Here is a 23,849-nt window from a genome sequence, read left to right on the forward strand (position 1 = left end):
GGTTCGTGGAAGCCGATAGCCGGAGGGCCTTCGCGCCTCTGCGAAGGCCATTCGTGGGATCAGCCCAGCCCTCACATCCGGTGGGGAATGCCGTTCCGGTCGAGGAAGCCGCGCATCCGGTCGTAGGAGCCGGCATAGCTCTTCGCGAGGCCGTTCAGGGCCGCCTCCTGATAGACCGCGCGCCACCCGCCCTCGGCCAGCGCCGCCTCCGGCACGACCGGGATCTTCAGTGTCTCGGCCAGTTCCTGGCTGCGCGTGTCATAGGCGACGAGCACGCCGGGCACGCCATGCGCCACCGCCGGCAGCACGCCATGGACGCGATAGCCGACAGCGAGATCCTGCGAGCGGGCAAAGGCGTCGTAATGCTCGACATCGAAGAACGAGAACAATTGCTTCTCGTAGATCCGGCGCATCGCGGCATCGTTCGCCCCGCTCCACCAGCCGGTGCGGGTGAATTCGGCGACGGCCTTCTCCTTGGCGGCGGGATCGCGCAGGAAGAACGCCTTCTCCTCCTGCTCGCCATGCGAGGACATCACCATCTCGCTTTGGGCATCAACCTTGAGCAAGGCGGCCTTCTGGTTGCGCAGATAGGCTTCGGGGTCGGCGGTATAGCTCTTGTCGGCCTCGCGGCGCAGGCTGAACGCGACCTTGCGGATCTCACGCTGGTCAGGAACGCGGATCTTGAGGTCGCGATTGCGGGTGCGGAAGATCGAGGGGCAGCCGACCACCTCGACATTGCGGATGCCGTTCTGCCGTAGCGTCTCGGCGCTGAAGGCGCCGCGCACGCCGACGGCGGCCGAACGCTCGGCGACGATCGACCAGAAGCGCTTCGAGCCTTCCGACAATTCGATCCGGCGGTTCTGGCTCGCCTGCGCCCCGACGCCGATAGCGTAGACCGGCAGCTTGACCTTCTCCAGCACCTCGACGGCACGGAACCACTCCATGCTCTCATGGATGAAGTTCGAGCCGCGCACGAAGACGAAATCGAACTCGCTGGCATAGCGCGCGATGTCGGCATCCGTCGGCGACATGATCTTCATCGGCTCCAGATGCGCGTAATCGAGGAGCTTCAGCGTCGAGTCGTAGACGATCATGTCGCCGATGTTGAAATAGTCGCTGAGCAGCTTCTCCATCGGCGCGCGATACCAGCGCACCTTGTCATGGTCGTAGACCTCGCCGGCCGGATAGATCACCAGCGCCCGCAGCGCCTTGGTTTTCGAGACCGGGCGCAGTTCCGAGCCGGGCGCGAGCGCGCCTGTACGGGCGTCCGCCACCGCGATGGAGCGCAGGCGCGTCTCGGGGAAAGCCGGCAGCGGAATGGCGATCTCGGCAACGGTCGCATCGCCCGTGACCAGCGCGCCTGGGTTGATCGTGGCGTAGTCCTGCCCATCGATGAGCAGGAGCAATGACGGCCAGCTTCCGCCGGGCTCGCGGGCAACGAGGACTACGACCTCCTGCGTGGTGGCCCGCAGGATTTTCATGGTCTGCACGGCCTGGCTGGCCGAAAGCGGGTGCGCTGGCGCATTCATGGATTGTCCTTCACGATGCGGATTTTGATGCGGACGAGATCGCGCTGCGGGCCGATCTTGCAGTCGGCGACATGCATCTTGGTCATGAACAAAAAGGGCTGATCGCCCGTGGTCTCGAAATTGCGCGAGCGCGAGGCCGGGTCTGCGACGGCGCCGTAGCCGTAGCGGTCGCGGTCGCCGCAATCCTTGCTCCACATGGTCGGATGCGTGACGAGCGTCTTGAGCGGCGACCAGGTCACGAGATCCTTCGACCAGCTATAGGCGACGCGCCCGCCAGCAATGCCCTGTTTGGGATCGGGACCGAGATGGAAGATCGCGAGCCATTGCCCGCTCGCCTCGTGCCGTGTGACCGAGCCGACCGTGGTCGGCAGATATCTGAGCGGCTGGCACGGGCGCGCTTGGCTCAGGTCATCGCGATAGGGATCGACGGCGGGGATCGTGAAATCCTGCCCGTCGAAGGCGCGCCAGGTCGTCGGGTCCTTGATATCCGTGGAGCGGAACAGGCAGACGCCGTTCTTCTGGCCTTCGCCACCGGTCGTCGCGATCAGCGCATACCAGGCGCCGTCCTTCTGGACGATGTTCGAGGGATTGAAGAAGCCGCGATGCCGACCCTGTCCGACATCCTGCTTGTAGGGCGGTGCCGCCACCAATGGACGCGGCTCGTCGGTCCTGAAGCTGCGCCCGCCATCGTCGGACTGCGCGGCCGTCACGACATTGTACCAGCAGCTCATCGCCTCCTTGAAGCGGCAGGCGCCCGGATGCTTGTCGGCATGGTACTCGGCATGGATCAGTGCTTCGACATGACGCCCGTCGCCGGTCCAGGTCGCGGCGATCCAGCTCTTGTCGCTGAATTGGCTCGGATCGGCACTGCTATTAGCCTCGAACGAGACCGCGCAACTCTTGCGGATCGAGGTGAGGTCACGGCCGATCAGCGGGCGGCTGCGATAATGGCTGGCGAAGGCGACAACCTCGCCCTTGTCATCACGGAAGGCCCGCAAGGGCGCATCCGGCAGGTCCCATTCCTCGCAGCGCTCGCGCGCCCAGGAGACGACGGTCTCCTCCTGCGCGCCGGGCGCGAGCTCCAGCCGATAACCCTGCGCCACCGCAGGCACCGCCAGCAGCATAAGGGCCGCCGACAGAGCCCCGCGCAGGGTGCGGGCGCCCCTCATGCCACCTTCCTTTCGGGCGCAGGCGCCTCCTGGGTGGCCGCAGCCGGTTTGGCCATCTTGTGGTCGACCTTGTTCTCGCTGAGGAAGGCGCTCATCGCGCGATAGACCTGCCCATAGGCCGCGTTGAAGCGGTCGAAGCGCGCCTGGTCCCAGTGCTCCTCCAGCCTGAAATCCTGGCCGGCGAAGACGTCGATGCTCGGGATCTTGAACGTATCGGCGAACTCGACCGTGCGACTGTCATAGGTGAAGTAGATCGAGGGCGTGCCGTTCGCGAGCGCCATCAGGTTGCCGTGCAGGCGATAGCCAAGTACGAGGTCGAGCCCGCGCACCAGCCGCTCATATTCCGCGACCACGTCGGAGTAGAACATCCGGCTCTGGTAGAGTCCGGTGACCTGCTCATCGAGATACCAGTTATTGGCCCACTCGTTCTGCTTCAGCGCGGCAAGCGCCTGCGCCTTCTGCTCGGCCGTGCCGAGCGCGAGCTTCTTCTCCTCGACCTCGCCCTGCGACATCAGCGTGACCTCGAAACGATCGGCCATCGCCTTCACCAGCGAGCGGTGGAAGGTGAGATAGCGCTTGATATCCTGGGCATAGGTCTTCGAGACCTCGCGCCGCAGCGTCACGCCGGCGGTCTTGATCTGCTCCAGCGGCGGCAGGCGGATGGCGAGGTTGGGGTCGTTGTTCCGGAATGCGGTCGGGCAGCCGATGATGCGGACATTCCTGATGCCGAGATCGTTCAGCACCTCCGCCGAATAGGTACCGCGCACGCCGAGCGACGCCGTCGAATCCGAAATGAGCTTCAGGACGGTCTTCGTATCCTCGCTCAATTCCAGCTTGCCGCTGACCGGCGCCTGGGCGCCGATGCCGAAAGCGATCACCGGCAATTTGAGCCGGCGCAGCACCTCGCCCGCCTTGGCCCAGTTCATCTGCGCATGGACATAGTTGGAGCCGCGCAGGAAGACATAGTCGTATTCGGCATTGAGCCGGTCGATCATCGCGGGGTCGACGCGGTCGATCGGCAACTCGTCGAGCTTCTCGAAATTGAGCAGCTTCAGCGAGGAATCGAAGACGAAGGCATCGCCGATATTGTGGTAGTGCTCGATATGGCTCTGCAGATCGGCATGGCGATACCAGCGGACATTGTCGTGATCATAGACCTCCCCGGAGGGGCTGATGACGAGGATGCGGGCCATGGTCGGGTCTCCCCTGTTGTTTCGTTATGGTTTCAAGCGATCATCGCGGCAGGGTCCTGCCGCATGGCGGAAGGCTTGCTGCGCTCCGCAAGGAGGCGGCGGTAGAGGTCGAGATGCGTGCCCGCGCATTCGCGATGGCTCATCGGCCGCTTGATGCCGCCGCGCAGGCGCTCCCAGAGGCTGGGCTCGGTCAGCGCGCGGGTCATGCAGTCGACGAGATCTTCCGGGCTGCCGGGCCGGAAATGCAGGCCGTCGACCTCGTCGGTGATCTTCTCGGCCATGCCGCCGAGATTGCTCGCCAGGATCGGGCGGCCGTGGAAGAACGCCTCCTGGATCACGATCGGCGAGTTCTCCCACCAGACCGATGGCATCACCATCCAGTCGACCGAGCGCATCAGATTAGGCATCTCGCGGTTCTGGAAGGCGCCGCAGAAGCGCACGCGCCGACCGGCCGCTTCAACGAGCTTGGCGAACTTGTCCTGATAGGCTTGCGGCTGGCGCTCCAGATTGCCGCCATAGACCAGCAGGATCGAATCCTCGCCCCAAACATCCTCGGGAATGCGCGTCACCGCGTCGATCAGGACGTCGGCGCCCTTGTAGGGCGTGAGCTGGCCGAAATAGGCGAAGCGCGAGCGGCGCGCCTTCCCCTCGGGCAAAGGACGCGGCGGCGCGACGCTGGCGACGTCGATACCGTTCTCGATCACCGAGAAGCGCTCCTCGGCGAGGCCCCAGTCGACATAGCGGTCGACGAGGAAGCGGCTCGGCGAGACGAAATGGTCGGCCAGCCCCAGCATGCCCTTGATGAAGGTCTCGCGCGCCAGGAAGCGGGCCGGCGAAATGTCCGGGAAACAGGCGTTGCAGTCGGTCGGCGAAGCCCGGTAGCAGAGCTTGAAGGCGCCGGTCTTCACCATCTGGCCATGGTGATGGCAAATCGAGAGATATTCGTGGAAGGTCACCACGATCAGCGCGTCCGGCAGCGCGTCGCGCACCGCGAACAGGCATTCGAGGCCAAGCCCGATGAAATGGTGGAAATGCACCACATCCGGCTTCAGGTCGTTCAGCACGCGCACGAAATCGCGGTCGATCTCCTCCGTCGCCCGGTTCGAGATCAGGAAGTGGTCGTAATCCTCGGCGTAGTAGAGTAATTCGCCGCCGCGCTGGCGCAGGCTCATCAGCGCCGTGCCGGCATGGCGCGGCGTCGGCGCCCCAACGCGGGCGAGGAAATGGGAATCGACGCCCTCGCCGGCCTGCAAGCCCTTGTGCAGGTTGTAGGACGCCACCTCCGCGCCCCCCAGGGACATCGAAGGATGGCCGTGCGATATCACGAGAACCCGCATCCTCAGCCTTTCATGTTGGAGATGGCGAGCGCCCAGCGCCGGTCGAAGCTGGTGCGGTCGGCGAGCTGCGCGAGCACGCCGGCATGAGGCGTCGTGGTCTCGGCGTCGTCGACGGCATAGACCTCGACATCCGGCACCCAGAGCGAGGGCGAGCCCGCCATCCGGAGCTTGAGGCAGAGATCGAGCCCCTTCTCCGCCGTCGTGAAGTAATTGCGCGCGAAGCCGCCGACCTCGATGAAGGCGGCGCGCGACAGTACGCAGCATTCGCTGGCGCCGGCCGCGACCTCCATCGGGCCGAGATTGCCGACCGCCTCCAGGGGATAGCCGACGAAGCGGTTGGCGATGCGCCGGCTCGTCCCCTCGCCTTCCAGCCAGGCGCCGGCCCAGCGGATGGAATCGTCCTCGAAGAGCAGCGTTGGGCTTGCGACGCATTGGCCGCCGCGTGCTCGATAGGCCCGCTCCAATCGGCCGAGCCAGCCGGGCATGCGGATCTGCGCAGCCCCGGAGAGCAGCGCGACGGTATTGAAGCGGCAGGCGCGGACGCCCGCCTCCAGCGCATCGCAGGCATCCTCGACTCCTTCCACCGCGACGAGGCGCACCGACAAGCCATAGAAACGCGCCAGCCGCCGCGCCTCCGCACCGACACGGTCGAAGCTCTCGGAGGGTGCCGCGAGCACGATCGGCAGGGGCCGCGCTTCCGGGTCCATCGCGAGCAGCGCGAACAGCGCCGACAATTCGCGATGCCGGTGATCAAGGCCGATCACGAGGCCGAGCGTGGCCTCGGGATCGAAGGTGCCGACATCGAGCGTCTCCGCGGCGCGTGGTGGCGCGATCTCGGCCGCCTGCAGGGCTGGCGCGATCTGGCGTTCGACCACGGCATTGGCGGTCGAGGAGCGCGCATCGAGCAGGCCGAGCACCCGCTCAAGCGCGCGGCGCGCCGGAGCACGGTTGGGTTCGAGCGGCAGGAAGGCGGGACCTGTGCCCTGTACCTCGAAGGCGAGATGCAGCGGCTGGCCGGCTTCCGGCAGCAGCTTCGGCGCGAAGACGATGAAGCCGTGATTGTTGCGCCGCGAGGCCAAGGCCGGGCCGAAGCGCGGGTCCTCCATGAAGGCCGCCGTCACGTCGGCGCGTTGCACCCGCGTCCACAAACGATCGACGGCGCAAGACTGGCTGCCGCTGCGCAGCGAGACGCCGCCGACCCGGCGCTCGGGATCGAACAGCCAGCCGATGATCAGCACGCCGGTACCTTCGACCACTGTCACCGAGTCGATGCCGGCGCGCACCGGCTCCTCCAGCAGGCAGACCGTGTCGCGCCCGTCGAAGCGCTGGGAGGCGCGCCTGAGCTTGTCGGCCGTCACTTGGGGAGCAGTGCCGCGTTGCAGGCCGTCGCGCAGATGGCCGGGTACGGTGATCGGTTCGAGCAGGACATGGCGCTCATAGACTTCGAGCGCGCGCCAGCCGTCATTGCCGCGGAAATAGAGCCGCTCGATCTCGCCGGGATGCTGGGCGTGGCAATCCTCCAGCAGGCCGAAGAAGCCACGCGCGCCCTCCCCGAGATCGTCGCGCTCGAAGGTGCCGGTTTCGAGATGGGCCGGCGACAGGCCGCCATGGGAGATCAGCAGCTTCACCCGCCCGGCGGCGAAATGGGAGGTCCAGCCCTGCAGGAAGATGCCGCCGCCCAAGCCCGCTACCTCGTCGAGCTTGCCCATCACCTCCACGAAGCCACCCGGCCGCGCCACCGTCTGCAACAGCATCGCCACGGCCCGCAGGCGGCGCGGATTGGGTGCGCCGGTCAGCAGCACTTCGAGCAGGCCGTCGACCACGCTCGGGAAAGCCTGGCCGGCATCGTCGGCAAGCTCGGACAGGAAGGTCTGCAAGGGCTGAGGCTTGGACGCCAGGATCAGCCGCAGCGGCCGGCCGGGCCGCCCAATCAGCAGCGCGCCGGTGCCGCTATCGTCGACGCTCGGCGCCGGCGCCAGGCACAGGAAGCCGGTGGCCGCCGAGGGCTCGGCACCGGGCCGGCGCCAGCTCAGCACCATCGTCTGGGCGCGGTTGCGGGGATTGCCGTCGACCGCGACCGGCACCTTCGCCGGAATCGCATCGCAATGGCTGCGGACGAGGATCGCGTTCTCGCCGAGCGGCGTCCAGGCCACGGTCGGCGCCTGCGCGATCGCTGTCCTCTCGGGAACGATGACCTCGCTCATCGCCTCACCCTCCCCAGAGCGTCACGGCGAGCGTGACGAAGGACATCACCGCTGCGAGCGCCGAGAGGAAGCCGAGGATGACCGTGACCTGCCGGAGCGGCGCGCGTGCTTCCTTGCGGATCGCGTCGAGGCGCTCGTCGAAGCCGCGCAAGGTGCCGTCAAAGCGCAATTGGAAGACGTCGAGCTCGCCGAGCCGGCGCACGATCTCGCTCTGGCTCTCGGTCTCGGCCTTTGTCGCCTCGGCCAGCGCGTGGTTTTCCTCCAGCCGCGCAGCGATGCGGTCGAGCTTCTCGTTGAGCTCTTTCTGGGCGAGCTGAGCGCGCCGGTTGAGCACGATCAGCATCTCGACCTTGTCGAAGAAGCGCGCCAGCGGCACAGCGATCGCCGCTTCCGCCGCCAGCTCGTCCGCCGCCGGCAGGCGCAGTTCGAACTCCGCCCTCGTCGCAGGCGAGATGCCAACGACCACCAGCCGCGCCCGCGCCGCAACCAGCACCTCGTCGAGATCGATCGAGAAAGCGTGCTTGCCGTCGCCGATGCCGTTGCGACGCAGGTCGATGCGGCTCTGGTCGGCTTTCGTTTCCGCGACGACCTTGCCGTCGCAGGAGATCCTGACGGTGATCGCCTCGTCGGGACGGGCTTCGTCCCAGATCCAGCCATGCAGCCGGCTGCCGTCGAGGGCATCGACCCGTCCGTTCAGGCGAGCGGGATTGACGTTGGGAAGACGGACGTCGTTGTCCTGATGCTGAGCCGTGGTCATGCGGCCTCCGCGAGCTTGAGGCTGTCGAAGAGGGCGAGGTGGCGGCCGGCGCAGCCGGCTAGCGTTGGCTGCTCGGCGATGCCGTGGACGAGGCGCTGCCAAAGGCCGGCCTCCTCCATCGCCCGGCGAAGGGTGCGGGCCAGTGCAGCCGGGTCGCCCGGCCGGACATGCAGCCCGTCGATCTCGTCGCGCACCATCTCGGCCATGCCGCCAATGGCGCTGACGATCGGCGGACGGCGGTGCTGGAAGGCTTCCTGGATGACGAGGGGCGCGTTCTCCCACCAGATCGAGGGCATCACCACCCAGTCGACCTCGGCCATCAGACCGGGCACCTCGTCACGGGAATAGGGCCCGTAATGGGTGACGACGCCCTCCGCGCCGCCAAGCGCAGTCTCGAACGCCGCGGTGAAGGCCTCGCTCTGGAACGGTGCACCGCCATGGATGCGCAGGGAGAATCCGGTCTCGCCGGAAGCGCGTAGCAATTGCGCGGCCTGCAACAGAGGTAGCACGCCCTTCCAGGGATTGAGGTTGCCGAAATAGCCGAAGCTGGCACGGCGACCTGTCGCCTGCCGATGCGGCGCGGCTTCCTGCGCCGGGCGGGCATTGGCGATGATCTCGATCCGCTCGCCGGGCAGGCCCCAGTCGACATAGCGCTGGCGCAGGAAGCGGCTCGGCGCGACGAAACGGTCGACCACCGCGAGATGTGTCTTGATGAAGCGCTCGCGCAGCAGGAAGCGGTCGGAGCCGATCTCGGGGAAGCAGCCATGACAGGCCGAGGGCGAGGAGCCCTTGCAACGCTGGCGGTCGCCCGGCCGCACCATCAGCCCGTCATGGTGGCAGATCGAGTAGTAGTCGTGCAGCGTCATCACGATCGCCGCCTGCGGCAGGAGCCTTCGCGCCAGCGTCAGGAACTCCGCCCCGATCAGCACGAGATGATGGACGTGGATCACGTCCGGCCGGAACTCCTCCAGCAGCGTCGCGAGATCCTGCAATGTGCCGTAATGGTCGATCTGGCTCATATGGAAGCGATCGTAATGCGCGCTCCACAGCACCACGTCCTCGCCGACCGCCTGCAGCGCCGTGCCGGGATGCGGCTCGCGATGCATCGCATTGGTCGCGCCGAGGAACAAAACCTCGCAGCCCTGCTCGCGATAGGCCTGCGACAGGTCATGCGCGAAGATCTCGGTGCCGCCCGGATGCAGCGACGGGTGGTTATGCGCGACGACGAGGATGCGCAGGCTCATGCCACGCCTCCCGGTGCTTTGCCCCCCGGCTTCGTCGCGATCAGCAGGTCCTGGTAATGCGCCGCGCTGATGCCGCGCCAATGCCCCGGCCGCAAAGCCTCGACAGTCAGACCGGCCTGTGCGGTCTGCTCCAGCAGGAAACGGCTGTCGATGCCGGCGGCCGCGAGCGGCGCCTCGTCGATCGCATACCAGCCCGGCCCCTCCTGCCAGCGCTTGAACGACAGGCGCTCCTGCCCGGTCGACGTGCCGTCGATCGCGAAGGCGGTGAGAAAGAGGCGCCCGCCCGGCGACAGCAGCCGCGCGGCCTCCTGCAGATAGACCACCAGCTCCTCGGGCGGCAGATGCGTGGCGACCGAGGTCATCGTCACGAAATCGAAGCTGCCATTGGCGAAACCGAAGCGCACTTCGATCCCCGGCAGGGAGCCGGCCGGATTATAGAGCGGGTGGGCGATGTCGAGCCGCTGGAAGCGGAAGCGCGGATAGGCCGGCGTGATCGTCTGTGCACACCAGAGGATGCCCTCCATTACCGGATCGACGCCGTCATAGCTGCCGCGCTCGGGATCGAGATATTGGGTTAACGGCACCGCCATACGGCCGATGCCGCAGCCGATATCGAAGACGCGCTCATGCGGCTTCAACCGGCCGATGCGGATGAAATGACCCAGGAACTCGGCGCCGATCGCGCGATAGTCGCCGTCGCCGACGAAGATCGAGTCCGGCGGCGGGTGCGGCATGAAGCGGTTGCTCTGCAGCGAGGCCAGGAGCCAGTCGAGCTCGGGCCCTGCGGAAACCTCCGCGGGAGCAGGCTCGGGTGCGATCTGTCTCAGGGCGGTCATGCGGCGGTCGCTCTCCTGAAGCTGAAGCGAGGAACAAGGTCGGGTTCGGCAGGTGCCGGCGCCGGCAGCGCCAGCTCGGGCGCGGAGGTCTCGAAGGCCTGCATCAGCGCTTCGATCTGGGGGCCCCAGCGTTGCGATTGCAGCCAGGCATTGTGCTGGGAGGCGGCGCCGCGCGTGTAGTCGACACTGCGTGCGATCGATTGCCGCTCGAGATGATAGAGCGCGACATCGGGGACATAGAGGATACCGAAGCCGGCGCGCCTGATCTTGAGGCAGAGATCGCTGTCCTCGTAGTCGCCGATGACATAGCTCTCGTCGAAGCCGCCGAGCTCCTCGTAGAGATCGCGCGCCATCACGATGCAGGCGCCGGTGACGCCCGGCACCGGCCGCTCGACATTCGCCGGCGCGTAGCTGCCGGGCATGCCCTTGAAGTAATGATGGTTAAGCCAGGCGCCTTTACTGTCGCGCTTGAAGAACAGCCCCGCATGCTGCAGCGAGTTGTCGTCGTAGAGCAGCTTCGGGCCAACCGCACCGACCCGCGCGCGGCGGTCCAATCGGGCGATCAGCCCTTCCAGCCAGCCATTGCCGGCCGGGATCACGTCGGAATTGACGAGCGCGAGAACCTCGCCACGCGCCTGCGCGGCACCGGCATTGCAGGCAGCCGAGAAGCCGCCATTGCGCCGCATCGCGACAAGCTGCATCGGCAGGCCATAGGCGAGATGCAACCCACCGAGGAGATGCGAAACCTCTGCCTCGTGCTCGGGCGAATCGAGCACATAGATCAGCTCGGCATTCTCCGAGAACCACGGGTCGCCGGCGAAGGCCGCGACCTGCACGCGCAGGAAGTCATAGACCCGGTAGAGCGGGATCACGACCGAAGCCTTCGGCCGCGCCCATGGCTGCCCGAAGGCCTTGACCACCGGCTCCGGCCGGCTCCCGCGCAGATCCTCCTGGCAGGCGGCGAGGATCGGTGCGAGCGTCGTCTCGATCATATCCCCGGTCAGATATTGCGGCGGAATCGCCGCAAGCGCTCGCGCCCGGATCGTCGTGGGATCGGCCGGCTGCACCGGCGGGCGCAAGGTCAATGTCGTCCCGGATTTCAGCTTGATCTCGCAGCGGGGCTGCAGCACGGGCGCCCCGCCAGCATAATCGGACGCGAAACCGGCAAAGCCCGTGCCGGGGCGGGTCTCGCCATCCACTCCGGTCGGCAGACGGACGGGAAAGCGTTGCAACCGCGAGAGCATCGCGATCGGCTCGCCATTGCCGCGATGGAGCAGCACTTCTTCCAGCAGTTCGTCGGGATCGCGCAGCCAGCCGCCAATCAGAAGTCCGGCCCGGTTGCAGACCGCGAGGTCGAGCTCGGCGGCAGGCAGGTCGTTGCTGCGCCGAACATGTTGGACCGCAAGCGGCACGCGCCGCTGCATCTCGATGGCGAGCAGGCGGCCCTGCTCGGACAGCCCGGCGAGTTGTTCGACAACCCAGTTGCGCAAGCCATCGCGGCTCGCGGCCTTCCCCGCCCACCAGCGGCCGAGCGAGGGCGCGGACTGCCGGCCAGGCAGCGCGCGCAGGACCAGCGAGCGCTCGCCCTGCAGGATGAGAAGTCCACCACCACGGCTCGGCGGCGCATCCATCACGAGATGGGCCTCGCGCTTGCCGCTGCGATCGGTGGCGCCAAGGCGGGACTTGAGGTCAAGGCGCGAAAGCCCGGTACCATCGAGGCGCGCGACGCCTTTCAGGTCGCCGAAATCGGCAGGCACGACCGTCTCGAACAGCCATTGGCCTTCGACCAGCGACGCGGTCGGCTGCATCGCCGCCGGCTTGGAAAACAGGGTCAGCAGGAGCTGGCGCAGGAAGGACAGGTAATTCGGGATCGCGGCGAGGCCGAACAGGGGCGGCCAGGACCGTACCAATGCATTCGCGAGTGTCAGGCGAGCCTGTGGGGTGAGTTCCCCGAGAATCTCGGCCGGATCGGCAAGGCCGTGGACGAGCGTCGGGTCGAAACCCGCCGTCACCTCGCCCTGTGGGCCGTGATCGCTGAGCGTCGCGACGACATTGTCATGACCCGATGAACGGAAGGCGACGGCAAGCCGCTCGCGTCCATCGCGCAGGCCAAGCGAGATCGAGGCCGCAGGCAGGCGCCGGCCGCCAGCCGTGAGCGCGATCGCGGGCTTGCCGAAGGGCGAGGCCTCGAGCGTCCAGCAGAGCAGAAAGACCGACCCGCCGAGGCGGTGAAGTTCGAGCTGGGCAGGCGGCGTCGTCGCCATCGCGACAGGCGCGAGTGAAAGCATTGGTGCGCTCCTGCGGCATGGAGAATCCCGGAGCGCTTGCGGAAAGCGTGGGAACACTTTCCGGGGGCGTGTGCGCTCCGGGGGCTGCAAGCCTCTCGCCGGGCCGGTTCGGCCGAACGGGAGGCAGCATCAGGATCAGGCGACCGTGAAGTAGGAGTTCGGATCGGCCTGAACGTCGTCGGCGGAAACACCGACCAAGGTCAGGCTGTCGCCGTGGCCAAGATCGATGACAGTGTTGCCGCCGACCGTGGTCGCGCGCGCCGCCACGTCTTCCGCGGTGTGGACACCCGTGCCGTTGATGTCGGACGCGATCTGCAGCATGTCCGTGCCGGCCTGGAAGTCGAGGACCACGTCGTTGCCGCCGCCGCCGGCGAACACGAAGGTGTCGGCACCCGCGCCGCCGTGCAGGATGTCGTTGCCGGCACCGCCGAACAGCATGTCGTCGCCAGCGCCACCCTGCAGGATATCGTTGCCGTCGCCGCCGTGGAGGATGTCGGCTCCGTCGCCGCCCTGCAGGACGTCATTGCCGGCACCACCCTGAAGGATGTCGTTGCCCGGCCCGCCCTGCAGCACGTCGTTACCCTCGCCACCGATCAGGACATCGTCGCCGGCATTGCCGCGCAGGATGTCGTCACCGGCGCCGCCGAGCAGGATGTCGTTGCCCTCGCCGCCGAACAGGGCGTCATTACCCTCATCGCCGGACAGGACATCGTCACCGAGGCCGCCGAAGAGGATGTCATTGCCCTCTCCGCCGAACAGGGCATCGTTGCCGCTATCGCCGAAGAGGAGATCATTTCCCTCTTCGCCGAACAGGGTATCGACCTGATCCCCGCCATGGACGATGTCGTCGCCGGCGCCCGCGTGAATCACGTCGCTGAAACGCGTCCCTATCAAAAAGTCGTCGAATGCACTTCCTTCGATCGTCGCCATACGGCACCTCCTGGGCGATCTGATGAACCTGGAACGTTCGGCGGCCGCACCGCGGAACGGAAAGACCAGGAACGATTCCGGCGGCCCTCAATAGATCTGGCCGCCGCTCGACGGGCTGAAGATTGCCTACTCGATGCAATGCAGCAAGAGTTTTATTGTGATCATTTTGCGACGCAACAAGATTTGGTCTTTATTTTACGATCAACAAACTATCGATATTGCAACCGATATACTTTCAAAATCGAAATATAAGTCCGTCCATGCGGATGCCCGACCGACGCGGCACCCAGCGCGGCTCAATCCTCGCGGAAGGCGCGGTTGAAACTGTCGGTGATCGGCGAGAGCAGGTAGTCGACCGCGCGGCGGGCGCCGTTGACGATCATGACCTCCGCGGTCATGCCGGCATGGAGCGTGACCTTGTAGTCGCGCAGGCTCTTGGGATCGATCTCGGCGCGCACCACGAAATAGGGCGCGCCGCTCTTCTCGTCGACGAGCTGGTCCGGCGCGACATAATTCACCTTGGCCTCCAGTGGCGGCAGCAGACGCGAGTTGAACGCGGTCAGCCGCACGCGAGTCGCGGCCCCGACCTTCACCGCATCGATGTCGCGTGGGTCGACCTTTGCCTCGACGATCAGGGGCTCGTGCTCCGGCACGATATCCAGGATCGCCTCGCCGGCCGCGATCACGCTGCCGGCGGTGCGCATCCGGATATTGGCGACGATGCCCTCCTGCGGCGAGGTCACCACCAGCCGGCGCAGCACATCCTCGGCCTGGACGATGCGCTCGGTCACCTCCGAAAGCATGAGCTGGCCTTCCTGGATCTCGCCACCGATATCGTTCTGCCGTTCGAGGCTGATCGAGAGGATTTCCAGATTGGCGCCGGCGACCGCCTGCTCGGCCTTGGCCCTGCGGGCGGCGAGTTCGCCGGCCTTGCCGGACAATTCGCTTTGCTTGGTCTGAAGATCGACGAGCTGGCTGCGCTTGGCGTAGCGCTTCTCGTAGAGCTCGGCCATGATCCTGACCTCCTCGTCGATCAGCGAGCGCTGCTTGGTTGTGGCGTCGATCTGGGCGTTCAGCGCATCGGTTTCGGCCTGATGCTGCTCGATGACGCGCTGCTGAATATGGACCTTGCCGTCATGAACCTGGGCGCGGGACTTGAACAGGCCCTGCTCGGCCCGCAGCACCTCGCGCGCGATCGGCGAATCCATTTGCGCGATATCGGCGGGAAAGGCGATCTCGGCCGCGCCGGTCTGCTCGGCCCGTAGGCGCGCGAGCTTGGCTTCCAGCCCGATGCGCTTGGCCTGCAACTGCTGCAATTCCGCGCGCTGGCGCGCATCCTCCAGCCGCAACAGCGGCTCGCCTCTCGTGACGCGCTCGCCTTCGGCCTTGAGCAGGGTCTTGAGGATGCCACCTTCGAGATGGCTGACGGTCTTGCGCTTGCTGTCGACGGCGACGAGGCCCGGCGCCACCGCGGCATTGTCGAGCCGCGCTGTCACCGCCCAGGCGCCGAAGCCGCCGAAGCCGACGCCGATCGCGGCGACTCCGGCCAGCACGAGATTGCGCAGGCTCGGCGTGCGTTCGTCATGCACGTCGATCACGTCAGGCTGGATCGTGAGCGAATGCTCGGGGCGCTTGATCAGGGAGCTTCCGGTCATGCCTTCACCTCGCGGACCTGAGCCGGAGCCGCTGGAACCTTGGCAGCGGGATCGAGCTCGACCCGTCCGCCGGGCGTGATCATGCCGGCAATCTCGCCGCGCGGGCCGAACTGCTGCACGCGGCCCTCGCGCAGCACCAGCAACTTGTCGACGACCTGCATCACCGAGGGGCGATGCGCGATCAGCACGACGATGGCGCCGCTCTCGCGCGCCGCCGCGATGGCGCGGATCAGGCTCTGCTCGCCCTCGGCATCGAGATTGGCATTGGGCTCGTCGAGCACGATCAGCCGCGGCATGCCATAGAGCGCTCGCGCCAGGCCGATGCGCTGGCGTTGGCCGCCGGACAGGTTGAAATCGCTGTCGGCGACGTTGGTGTCATAGCCAAGCGGCAGGCGGCCGATCAGCTCGTGCACGCCGGCGATGCGCGCCGCCTCCAGGATGGCGTGCGGATCAGGCTCGCGCATGCGGGCGATGTTCTCGGCGATCGTGCCGTTGAGCAGCGATACCGATTGCGGGAGATAGCCGACCATCGCGCCGAAGGAACCGCGCTCCCACAGATAGGTGCTGTGCCCGTCGAGATAGACGCCGCCGACATTGGGCTTGATCACGCCGACGAGCAGGCGCGCCAGGGTCGACTTGCCCGCTCCTGAAGGCCCGACGACGCCGAGAACCTCGCCGGGCGAGAGCGTGAAGGAGACGCTCTTGATGACCGTCTGCTCCTGCCCCGCGGGCGCATAGATCACGCGATCGATCACGAGATCGCCCTGGCAGGGCGGCGTCGGCACCGTCTGGCGCTGCGAGCTGCGGCTCAGCACCAGCTCCCGCACGCGCTTCCAGGCAGCGGCAGACAGGACCCATTGCCGCCAGTCGGTGATCATCGAATCGAACGGGGCCAGCAAACGGCCGAGCAGGATGCTCGCGGCCATCAGCGTGCCCGCCGTGACCTCGTTGCGGATGATCAGGACGGCGCCGGTCGCATAGACCGCAAGCTGCATCGTCATCCGCGACGAGCGCGTCACGGCGGCGATGAACTTGCCGCGCCGCGTGCCCATGTCGAGCTGCTCGATCATCGCGAGCTGCTGGCCGCGCCAGCGCCTGGCCAGTGCCGGCAGCATGCCCATCGCCTCGATCGTCTCGGCATGGCGCAGGCTGGCGCCGACCTCGTTGATGCTGGCGACGCCGGCCTCGTTGGCATCCTTGAGGATGCGCCGGGTCAGCATGTCCGAGAGCACGCCGAGCAGCAGCAGGATGATCAGCGAGGCCAGGCCGACGAGCCCGTAGACCGGGTGCAGCGCAAAGAGCACGGCCAGGAAGACCGGCGACCAGATCGCCTCCAGCGGCGTCGCGATCGCCGAGCTCGCGATGAAGAAGCGGATGTCGTTGAGATCGCGAATCGCCTGCGTCGCCTGCCCCGAGCCCTGTTCGAGCGAGGCGCTCACCGCCGCCTGCAAAGCCGGCAAATTGAGCTTGCGCGCGAAGATGCTCGCCATCGCCTGGAAGGTCAGCGAACGGATGAATTCGATCGTGCCGTAGAGCGCCAGCGCCCCGACCGCGATCACCAAGAGCATCGTCAGCGTGTCATAGCTGCGGCTGACGGTCACGCGATCCTGAACCTGCATCATGAACAGCGGGACGGTCAGCAGCAGCAGGTTCACGCACAAGCTGAGGAACGCCGCATAACTCAGGCCGCCGACGAAGGAGCGCTGGAGATTCCGGATCAAGGCGTCGGGCGCCGGCTTCACAGCCTTCATGCAGGGCTCCGCGAGTGAGGGGGCTTGGGTCCGAGACAACGATGGGGAAGGCCTCGCCATCGGCCCACGAACGAGACATGGCGGGAGTGTCAAGATTATGACAGATTAGAAGCGTAGCTCACCGATTCAGATCGAAGCAAATAAGGCTGAAACATGAGAAATTTTGAATTTTGAAGCAGTTTCTGCGCATCTCAATATAAATACAATCTTACTTATTGGCTCACCTAGATGGCATGTGCTTTGCCTATAGGCTTTCTGCAACGAACGGAGGCAAAACGGATGGATTGTTTAATTTTCGATCAGGTGAGGTGAGGAATGCACTTCAAATTGCACGGCGGCGGGCAATTCACAGGCACTCCCCTGAACGGCCATCATCCGGCGAATGGTTCGGACGTCCTCGAAGAGGTCCCTGATCGCCGAATTTCCCCTTTTGACCTGGCGCGGGTGATCGAACGGGTCAGCCGGCGCTTCCTCGACTATCTCAGGCTGGAACTGACCAAGCTCGGCATCGACGACATCTCGCCAGCGCAAGTCATGGTGCTGATGACGATCGGACAGGGCGAGATTGCCGTGCGCGATCTTCTGGATCGTGGCCACTATGGCGGCTCGAACGCCTCGTATAACCTCAAGCAATTGGTCGAGAATGGGTATCTCGACCGCGGAGCTTCACCGCGCGACCGTCGGCAGGCCCGCATCTCGCTGTCCCTGAAGGGGCAGATGCTGTGCGAGCGGCTGCGTTTGCTCGATGAGGCCAGCCAGTTCGGCCAGCGGCTCGAGAGCAATCGCGAGACCGACGTGAACACGACGCACGAAACCCTGCGCCAACTCGAACAGTGGTGGAACGACGCGCTCCGCTACGGTGGAGTCCTGCTCGCATCATGCATGTCCTATTCGTTCATCGCGCAGGATCTGGTCAATTCGCTGCTTTGATCGGCAGCCTCGTCGCCGAAGGCGTCGAGGTCACGCTGATCACCGAACGCCCGACGCAGGAGGCGCCGGGCGTGCGCCAGCTCGTCTATGCAGTCGACGAGACCACGACCCAGCACCCCGGGCTCGCGGCGACCGAATATCACCTGCGCACCGGAGAGGCGGTGGCGCGATTGATGGAGCGCCTGAAGCGCAGCGATCCGCCCGATGTCGTCCTCGGCCATATGGGCTGGGGCGGCATGCTCTTCGCCCGCGACGCGCTGCCCGATGCGGCGCTGATCGGCTATTGCGAATATTACTATCGCAGCACCGATTCGGACCTCGATTTCGGCATCGACGAGCCGATTCCCGCTGCCGACCGACAACGCGTGCGCATGCGCAATGCAGCCCAGCTCCTCGCGCTCGATACGCTGGATGCCGCCTACGCGCCGACGCAATGGCAGCGCCGGCAATATCCGGCCGCCTATCGCCAGCGCATCGCCGTCTGCCATGACGGCATCGACATCCATGCCTGCCGGCCGGATGCCGCAACGACCTTCGTCCTGCCGGACGGCCGCGTCCTGTCACCGGGCATGCCGGTCGTGACCTTCGTTGCGCGCGATCTCGACCCCTATCGCGGCTATCCCGAATTCATGCGGGCGGCGGCGATTCTCGCGGAGCGCCACCCCGACGTGCTCTTCGTCGTGATCGGCGGCGACGGCTCAGGCTATGGCCGCCCCCGCTCCGACGGCAATAGCTGGCGCGAGGCGATGCGTGCGGAGACCGGTCTTGAAGACCGTATCGTCCATATTCCCTGGCTGCCCTATGAGAACCTGATCCGGCTGTTCCAGGTCTCGGCCGTCCATGTCTATCTCACTATCCCCTTCGTTTTGTCCTGGTCGCTGTTGGAGGCGATGGCTTGCGGCTGCCTCGTCGTCGGCTCCGACACCGAACCGGTGAAGGAGGTGATCCGCGACGGCGCCAATGGCCTGCTCGTCCCGTTCCACGATAGCGAAGCGCTGGCGGACCGGATCGCGGAGGCCCTGGTGAGCCCGGCGCTGATGCGGCCTCTGCGTCGCGCCGCACGGGACACTGTCATCGCCGGTTACGAGCGCGAGCGTTGCGTCGCGCGCCAGAGCGGCTGGATCCATCAGTTCGGCGACTAGGGCCTAGCTTTCACGCGGCAACCGTCCCCGCGAAATCGAGAGCGGCGGCCCGGACCGTTTCAGCAAAATCCTGCGCGACGGCCGAGCGGAAGCGGCCAGCACCCCAGATGATCGCGATGTCGTAGGTCACCGCCGGCCTGAGCGGCCGCACCTCGACGCCCCTGCCGCGATATTCCTCTGCCGTGAATGGATCGACCACCGATAAGCCAGCGCCGGCCGCGACCAGGCCACAGGCGATCATCGACAGCGGCGTCTCGACGCGGGTCTGGCGCGCGACGCGATGGGCCGAAAACAAGGCATCGATCCGGTAGCGTAGCTGCGTCGACTGTTCGAGCGAGATGAAGGGCTCGTCTACGAAATCCTCCGGCGCCAGCACCGTCTTCGCGGCAAGCCTGTGCCCGGTCGGCAGTACGGCGACCGGCGCCATCGCCGGCAGGATCTCGATATCGATCCCCGGAAAATCGAGCGGCAGCTGCGCGAAGCCGAGCTCGCAGAAACCCGACGTCACCCAGTCAACGACCTGCGAGGAGATGCTCCCGTAGATCGCGATTTCCAGGTCAGGCTTCTGCTTGAGATAACGACCGACGACCCTGGGCAGGAACCCGACATTGAAGGCCGGCAGCGCCGCGACCCTGAGCGAACCGGCCCGCCCGTCACGCAGGTTGCGCGCCGCGTTCTCGATACGCTCCAGCCCGACGAACTGACGCTCGACCTCGCGATAGAGCGACAGCGCCTCATTGGTGGGCACGAGCCGCGCGCCCCGCTTCACGAAAAGCGGCAGGCCGAGCGCATATTGCAGGTCCTGGATCAAGCGCGTCACAGCCGGCTGCGTCACGTTGAGCGCCTGTGCAGCCGCCGTGATGCCACCGGTCACGATCACCGTCCGGAAAGCCTCGATCTGGCGCGGGTTCAGCATGGTCGATCCTCACTCGACTCGACCATAACATTTCAACATGTACTGCACGAAACATTCGATTTGACCAGTTCAAGGTCAGCCCCGAACCTGACGGCATCACTCGAAAACGAGGAGGGGATACCGTGAAGCTCGCCATCACATTCGCTCTGGTTGCCGGAACCGCTCTCGCCGGCTCCGCCGCTTTTGCCCAGCAGAAGACGATCTATGTCGCCGGCTATGGCGGCTCCTACGAGCAGACCATGCGCAAGGAGGTCATCCCGGCCTTCGAGAAGCAGGCCAACGTCAAGGTCGAGTACGTCGCCGGCAATTCCACCGACACGCTCGCCAAGCTGCAGGCGCAGAAGGGCAACCAGCAGATCGATGTCGCGATCGTCGACGATGGCCCGGCCTATCAGGCGGTGGCGCTGGGCTTCTGCGGCACGCTGACCGACGGCACCGTCTACAAGGACGTCGCGCCGGTGATGAAGTTCAAGTCGAACAAAGGCGTGGGGCTCGGCCTCGTCGGCACCGGCCTGTTCTACAACAAGAAGGTCTTCGACGAGAACAAGTGGCCGGCCCCGACCTCCTGGAACGACCTGAAGTCGAAGACCTACGGCAAGAAGATCGTCGTCCCGCCGATCAACAACACCTATGGCCTGCACGCGCTGATCGCCTTCGCGCAGATCGGCGGCGGCGGCGAGAACAATATCGAGCCGGGCTTCGAGGCCTTCAAGAAGGACATCAACCCGAACATCATCGCCTATGAGCCCTCGCCGGCGAAGATGACCGAGCTGTTCCAGAACGGTCAGGCCGTGCTCGGCGTCTGGGGCTCGGGCCGCGTCAAGGCGCTCGCCGATACCGGCTTCCCGGTCGCGTTCGTCTACCCGAAGGAGGGCGGCTTCGCGCTCGGCTCCGCCGCCTGCCCGATCGAGGGCTCGAAGAATGCGGCCGAGGCCAATGCCTTCATCCAGTTCATGCTCTCGCCCGCGATCCAGAAGATCATGGCGACCGGCGCCGGCTTCGGCCCCGCCAACATGACGGTGACGCTCACGCCGGAAGAGCGGAAGGGCCTGCCCTATGGCGACGAGGTCAAGGCGCTCAAGGCGGTCGACTGGGACGTCGCCAACGCCAAGCGCGAGGAATGGACAAGGCGCTGGAACCGCGAGGTCGAGCGGTAACATAGCCCGCCTTCGAACCTCGCTGTCATCCCGGACGTAGCGAAGCGAAGATCCGGGATGACGGTCGAGTGTCCGCGCCCTCAAGCGAGGCCAGCAAACAGCCCATGTCCCATCTCGTTCTCGAAGGCCTCGGCAAATCCTACGGCACGGCAGTTGCCGTCGAGGGGCTCGACCTTTCGGTCGCGCGCGGCGAATTCATCTCGCTGCTCGGCCCCTCCGGCTGCGGCAAGACCACGACGCTGCAGATGATCGCCGGCTTCGTGCCGGTCGATCGCGGCCGCATTCTGCTCGACGGCGGCGATCTCGGCAGCGTCGCCCCCAACAAGCGCGGCCTCGGTATCGTCTTCCAGAGCTATGCGCTGTTTCCGCATATGACCGTGGCGCAGAATATCGCCTTCGGGCTGGAAATGCGCGGTGTCGAGAAGGCGGAGCGCGAAAAGCGCACGCTGGAGGCGATGGCGCTGGTCGGGCTGAAGGGCTTCGAGGACCGCTATCCGCGCCGCATGTCGGGCGGGCAGCAGCAGCGCGTCGCATTGGCCCGCGCTCTGGTCATCAGGCCCTCGCTCCTGCTGCTCGACGAACCGCTCTCCAATCTCGACGCCAAACTGCGCGAGGAGATGCAGGGCGAACTGCGCCAGATCCAGCGCTCGATCGGCACGACCACGATCCTCGTCACCCACGACCAGCACGAGGCGATGGCGCTGTCCGACCGCATCGTCGTGATGAATCGCGGCCGCGTCGAGCAGATCGGCGCGCCCGATGCGGTCTATGGCGCGCCCGATACCGCCTTCGTCGCGAACTTCCTCGGCAAGACCAATGTCCTGTCAGTCACCGGCGATGGCCGTGGCCAGGTCACGATCGAAGCCCTCTCCGTGCCGCTTGCCGGCGCCCCATCAGGAACGCTGCGCATCGCCGTCCGTCCGGAGCGCCTCGGCTTCGCGGCGGAAAGTGCACCCGGCTTCGCCGCCCGCATCACCTCCCGCGTCTTCCAGGGCGCGCATTGGCTCTTGACGGCCGAGAGCGCCGCAGGACCGGTCACCCTGATCCGCCACAATGACGGCACGCCCGTCCCCGGCGAAGGCGAAAGCGTGACGCTGAGCTTCGGCCCCGGCGACGCCGCGCTACTGGCGGAGGGGGCAGGCTCATGAGCCCGGACGCCTCCGCCCGCACGACGCCCTATGGGATGACCGGCCCAGCCCTCGCCGTCTTCCTCGCCCTCGTCATCATCCCGCTCGGCATGACCGTGCTGCTCGCCTTCTACGACTGGGGCCAGTACAAGGGCATCGTCGCCGAGTTCACGCTGAAGAATTTCCGCGAGATCTTCAGCGACAGCTATTTCCTCGAAGTCTTCCTGCGCACGCTGCGCATCTCCGTACTGGTGACGCTCTTCGCCATCCTGATCGGCGTGCCCGAGGCCTATATCCTCAACCGCATGTCGCCGGCCTGGCGCGGCCTCTGCCTGCTCGCGATCCTCGGGCCGCTGCTGGTCTCGGTCGTGGCGCGCACGCTCGGCTGGGCGCTGCTGCTCGGCTCGAACGGCCTCGTCAACCGCGGGCTGATGGCGCTCGGCCTGATCGGCCAGCCGCTCGAATTCATGTTCACCGAGACCGGCGTGGTGATCGCGCTCGTCCATGTGCTGATCCCCTTCATGATCCTCGCAGTCTGGGCCTCGCTGCAGCGGCTCGATCCGCAGATCGAGAACGCCGCGCTCTCGCTCGGCGCCTCCCGCCTCACCATCTGGCGCCGCGTGATCCTGCCGCAGATCGTGCCGGGCATCCTCTCGGGCTCGATCATCACCTTCGCGCTGGCGGCAAGCGCCTTCGCCTCGCCGGCGATCATCGGCGGCAGGCGCCTCAAGGTCGCGGCGACACTGGCCTATGACGAGTTCCTGAACACACTGAACTGGCCGCTCGGCGCCGCCGTCGCCGTGCTCCTGCTCGCCGCCCTGGTCACCCTCACCGTCGGTACCAACCGGCTGGTCGAGCGCCGCTATTCACAGGTGTTCGAATGAGCCGCAACAGTCCCTTCGCCATCCTGTTCCACACGCTCTTCGTCGTCTTCATGCTGGCGCCGCTGGTCGTGGTCTGCCTCGTCGCCTTCACGCCGGAGGGTTATCTCTCGCTCCCGGGCCGGGTCTGGAGCCTGCGCTGGTTCAAGGCGATCCTCGACTATCCAGAGTTCCTGCGTGCCTTCCGCGACTCGCTCTGGCTGGCAGCGCTCTCCTCCACTGTCGCAATCGGGCTCGCGGTACCCGCCGCGCTCGCCATCGCCCGCTATCGCTTCCCCGGCCGCGAGGCGATGACGGCGCTCTTCATGTCGCCATTGATGGTCCCCCATGTCGTGCTGGGCATCGCCTTCCTGCGCTTCTTCACGCAGATCGGCCTCTCCGGGACCTTCCTCGGACTGGTGCTGAGCCATATCATCGTGATCCTGCCCTTCGCGCTCAGATTGGTCCTCGCCGCCTCCTACGGGATCGACCGGCGCATCGAGCACGCCGCGATCTCGCTCGGCGCGAGCCCGGCCGTCGTCTTCCGGCGGGTGACCCTTCCGCTGATCCTGCCCGGCGTCGTCTCGGGCTGGCTGCTCGCCGCGATCAATTCCTTCGACGAGGTGACGATGACCGTCTTCATCGCCTCGCCCGCCACCACCACCTTGCCCGTCCGGATGTTCCTCTACATCCAGGACAATATCGACCCGCTCATCGCAGCCGTCTCCGCCTGCCTGATCGCCCTGACCGCCATCCTGCTGATGGCGCTGGACAGGCTGTTCGGGCTCGACCGGCTGTTCGTCGGAACCGGAAAAGGCTGACGC

19 protein-coding genes are annotated in these 23,849 nt (G+C 66.2%); 6 read left to right on the plus strand and 13 right to left on the minus strand.

Translation table 11 applies throughout. The features are described from left to right. Positions 1-71 precede the first annotated feature (71 nt). The 12 genes from Q0Q36_RS07855 to Q0Q36_RS07910 form a co-directional block, all read right to left on the minus strand. Positions 72-1,529, minus strand: coding sequence for a polysaccharide pyruvyl transferase family protein (locus Q0Q36_RS07855; protein WP_293797051.1), 1,458 nt, complete (start codon positions 1,527-1,529; stop codon positions 72-74). Beyond that, positions 1,526-2,698, minus strand: coding sequence for a hypothetical protein (locus Q0Q36_RS07860; RefSeq protein ID WP_293797054.1), 1,173 nt, complete (start codon positions 2,696-2,698; stop codon positions 1,526-1,528). The genes Q0Q36_RS07855 and Q0Q36_RS07860 overlap by 4 nt, the downstream gene beginning before the upstream one ends. Further along, entirely contained in the window at positions 2,695-3,891 is a 1,197-nt protein-coding gene (locus Q0Q36_RS07865; protein WP_293797056.1) for a polysaccharide pyruvyl transferase family protein, read from the minus strand. The genes Q0Q36_RS07860 and Q0Q36_RS07865 overlap by 4 nt, the downstream gene beginning before the upstream one ends. A 32-nt stretch (positions 3,892-3,923) precedes the next feature. Continuing rightward, entirely contained in the window at positions 3,924-5,192 is a 1,269-nt protein-coding gene (locus Q0Q36_RS07870; RefSeq protein ID WP_293797057.1) for a glycosyltransferase family 4 protein, read from the minus strand. A 38-nt stretch (positions 5,193-5,230) separates the two neighbouring features. Next, the gene (locus Q0Q36_RS07875) at positions 5,231-7,432 is read right to left on the minus strand and encodes a hypothetical protein (protein ID WP_293797058.1); all 2,202 of its coding nucleotides are present in this window, start codon (positions 7,430-7,432) and stop codon (positions 5,231-5,233) included. A gap of 4 nt (positions 7,433-7,436) precedes the next feature. Then, positions 7,437-8,189, minus strand: a complete 753-nt coding sequence (locus tag Q0Q36_RS07880; RefSeq protein ID WP_293797059.1) for a hypothetical protein — start codon at positions 8,187-8,189, stop codon at positions 7,437-7,439. Next, entirely contained in the window at positions 8,186-9,433 is a 1,248-nt protein-coding gene (locus tag Q0Q36_RS07885; RefSeq protein WP_293797061.1) for a glycosyltransferase family 4 protein, read from the minus strand. Before Q0Q36_RS07885 ends, Q0Q36_RS07880 begins: the two co-directional genes overlap by 4 nt. Further along, positions 9,430-10,269 carry a class I SAM-dependent methyltransferase gene (locus tag Q0Q36_RS07890; RefSeq protein ID WP_293797063.1) on the minus strand — a complete coding sequence of 280 codons (840 nt, stop codon included), beginning with the start codon at positions 10,267-10,269 and terminating at the stop codon, positions 9,430-9,432. Before Q0Q36_RS07890 ends, Q0Q36_RS07885 begins: the two co-directional genes overlap by 4 nt. Then, the gene (locus tag Q0Q36_RS07895; protein ID WP_293797065.1) at positions 10,266-12,557 is read right to left on the minus strand and encodes a glycosyltransferase family 2 protein; all 2,292 of its coding nucleotides are present in this window, start codon (positions 12,555-12,557) and stop codon (positions 10,266-10,268) included. Before Q0Q36_RS07895 ends, Q0Q36_RS07890 begins: the two co-directional genes overlap by 4 nt. A gap of 135 nt (positions 12,558-12,692) precedes the next feature. Next, on the minus strand, positions 12,693-13,487 hold the full coding sequence (locus tag Q0Q36_RS07900) for a calcium-binding protein (RefSeq protein ID WP_293797067.1): 795 nt from the start codon (positions 13,485-13,487) through the stop codon (positions 12,693-12,695). Positions 13,488-13,783: 296 nt separating this feature from the next. Further along, positions 13,784-15,142, minus strand: a complete 1,359-nt coding sequence (locus Q0Q36_RS07905; protein ID WP_293797069.1) for an HlyD family type I secretion periplasmic adaptor subunit — start codon at positions 15,140-15,142, stop codon at positions 13,784-13,786. Continuing rightward, a complete protein-coding gene (locus Q0Q36_RS07910; RefSeq protein WP_293797071.1) occupies positions 15,139-16,893 on the minus strand; it encodes a type I secretion system permease/ATPase in 1,755 nt (584 codons plus the stop codon). Before Q0Q36_RS07910 ends, Q0Q36_RS07905 begins: the two co-directional genes overlap by 4 nt. A gap of 315 nt (positions 16,894-17,208) precedes the next feature. On the opposite strand from Q0Q36_RS07910, the gene Q0Q36_RS07915 reads away from it, so the two are divergent. Further along, the gene (locus tag Q0Q36_RS07915) at positions 17,209-17,823 is read left to right on the plus strand and encodes a MarR family transcriptional regulator (protein ID WP_293797073.1); all 615 of its coding nucleotides are present in this window, start codon (positions 17,209-17,211) and stop codon (positions 17,821-17,823) included. Next, the gene (locus Q0Q36_RS07920; protein ID WP_293797075.1) at positions 17,820-18,965 is read left to right on the plus strand and encodes a glycosyltransferase; all 1,146 of its coding nucleotides are present in this window, start codon (positions 17,820-17,822) and stop codon (positions 18,963-18,965) included. The genes Q0Q36_RS07915 and Q0Q36_RS07920 overlap by 4 nt, the downstream gene beginning before the upstream one ends. 10 nt (positions 18,966-18,975) lie before the next feature. Here the strand turns inward: Q0Q36_RS07920 and Q0Q36_RS07925 are convergent, their stop codons facing one another. After that, the gene (locus Q0Q36_RS07925; RefSeq protein WP_293797076.1) at positions 18,976-19,881 is read right to left on the minus strand and encodes a LysR substrate-binding domain-containing protein; all 906 of its coding nucleotides are present in this window, start codon (positions 19,879-19,881) and stop codon (positions 18,976-18,978) included. 134 nt (positions 19,882-20,015) lie between these two features. On the opposite strand from Q0Q36_RS07925, the gene Q0Q36_RS07930 reads away from it, so the two are divergent. The 4 genes from Q0Q36_RS07930 to Q0Q36_RS07945 all read left to right on the plus strand — a co-directional run bounded on the left by Q0Q36_RS07930 (position 20,016) and on the right by Q0Q36_RS07945 (position 23,846). Beyond that, positions 20,016-21,038: an ABC transporter substrate-binding protein gene (locus Q0Q36_RS07930; RefSeq protein ID WP_293797128.1), complete on the plus strand. Its 1,023-nt coding sequence runs from the start codon at positions 20,016-20,018 to the stop codon at positions 21,036-21,038. A gap of 104 nt (positions 21,039-21,142) precedes the next feature. Beyond that, positions 21,143-22,186, plus strand: a complete 1,044-nt coding sequence (locus tag Q0Q36_RS07935) for an ABC transporter ATP-binding protein (RefSeq protein WP_293797077.1) — start codon at positions 21,143-21,145, stop codon at positions 22,184-22,186. Further along, on the plus strand, positions 22,183-23,049 hold the full coding sequence (locus Q0Q36_RS07940) for an ABC transporter permease (RefSeq protein ID WP_293797078.1): 867 nt from the start codon (positions 22,183-22,185) through the stop codon (positions 23,047-23,049). Before Q0Q36_RS07935 ends, Q0Q36_RS07940 begins: the two co-directional genes overlap by 4 nt. Further along, positions 23,046-23,846: an ABC transporter permease gene (locus tag Q0Q36_RS07945; RefSeq protein ID WP_293797080.1), complete on the plus strand. Its 801-nt coding sequence runs from the start codon at positions 23,046-23,048 to the stop codon at positions 23,844-23,846. Before Q0Q36_RS07940 ends, Q0Q36_RS07945 begins: the two co-directional genes overlap by 4 nt. Positions 23,847-23,849: the final 3 nt, after the last annotated feature.

Origin of the sequence: uncultured Allobosea sp. (assembly GCF_945957345.1) — a bacterium.
Lineage (GTDB): Bacteria > Pseudomonadota > Alphaproteobacteria > Rhizobiales > Beijerinckiaceae > Allobosea.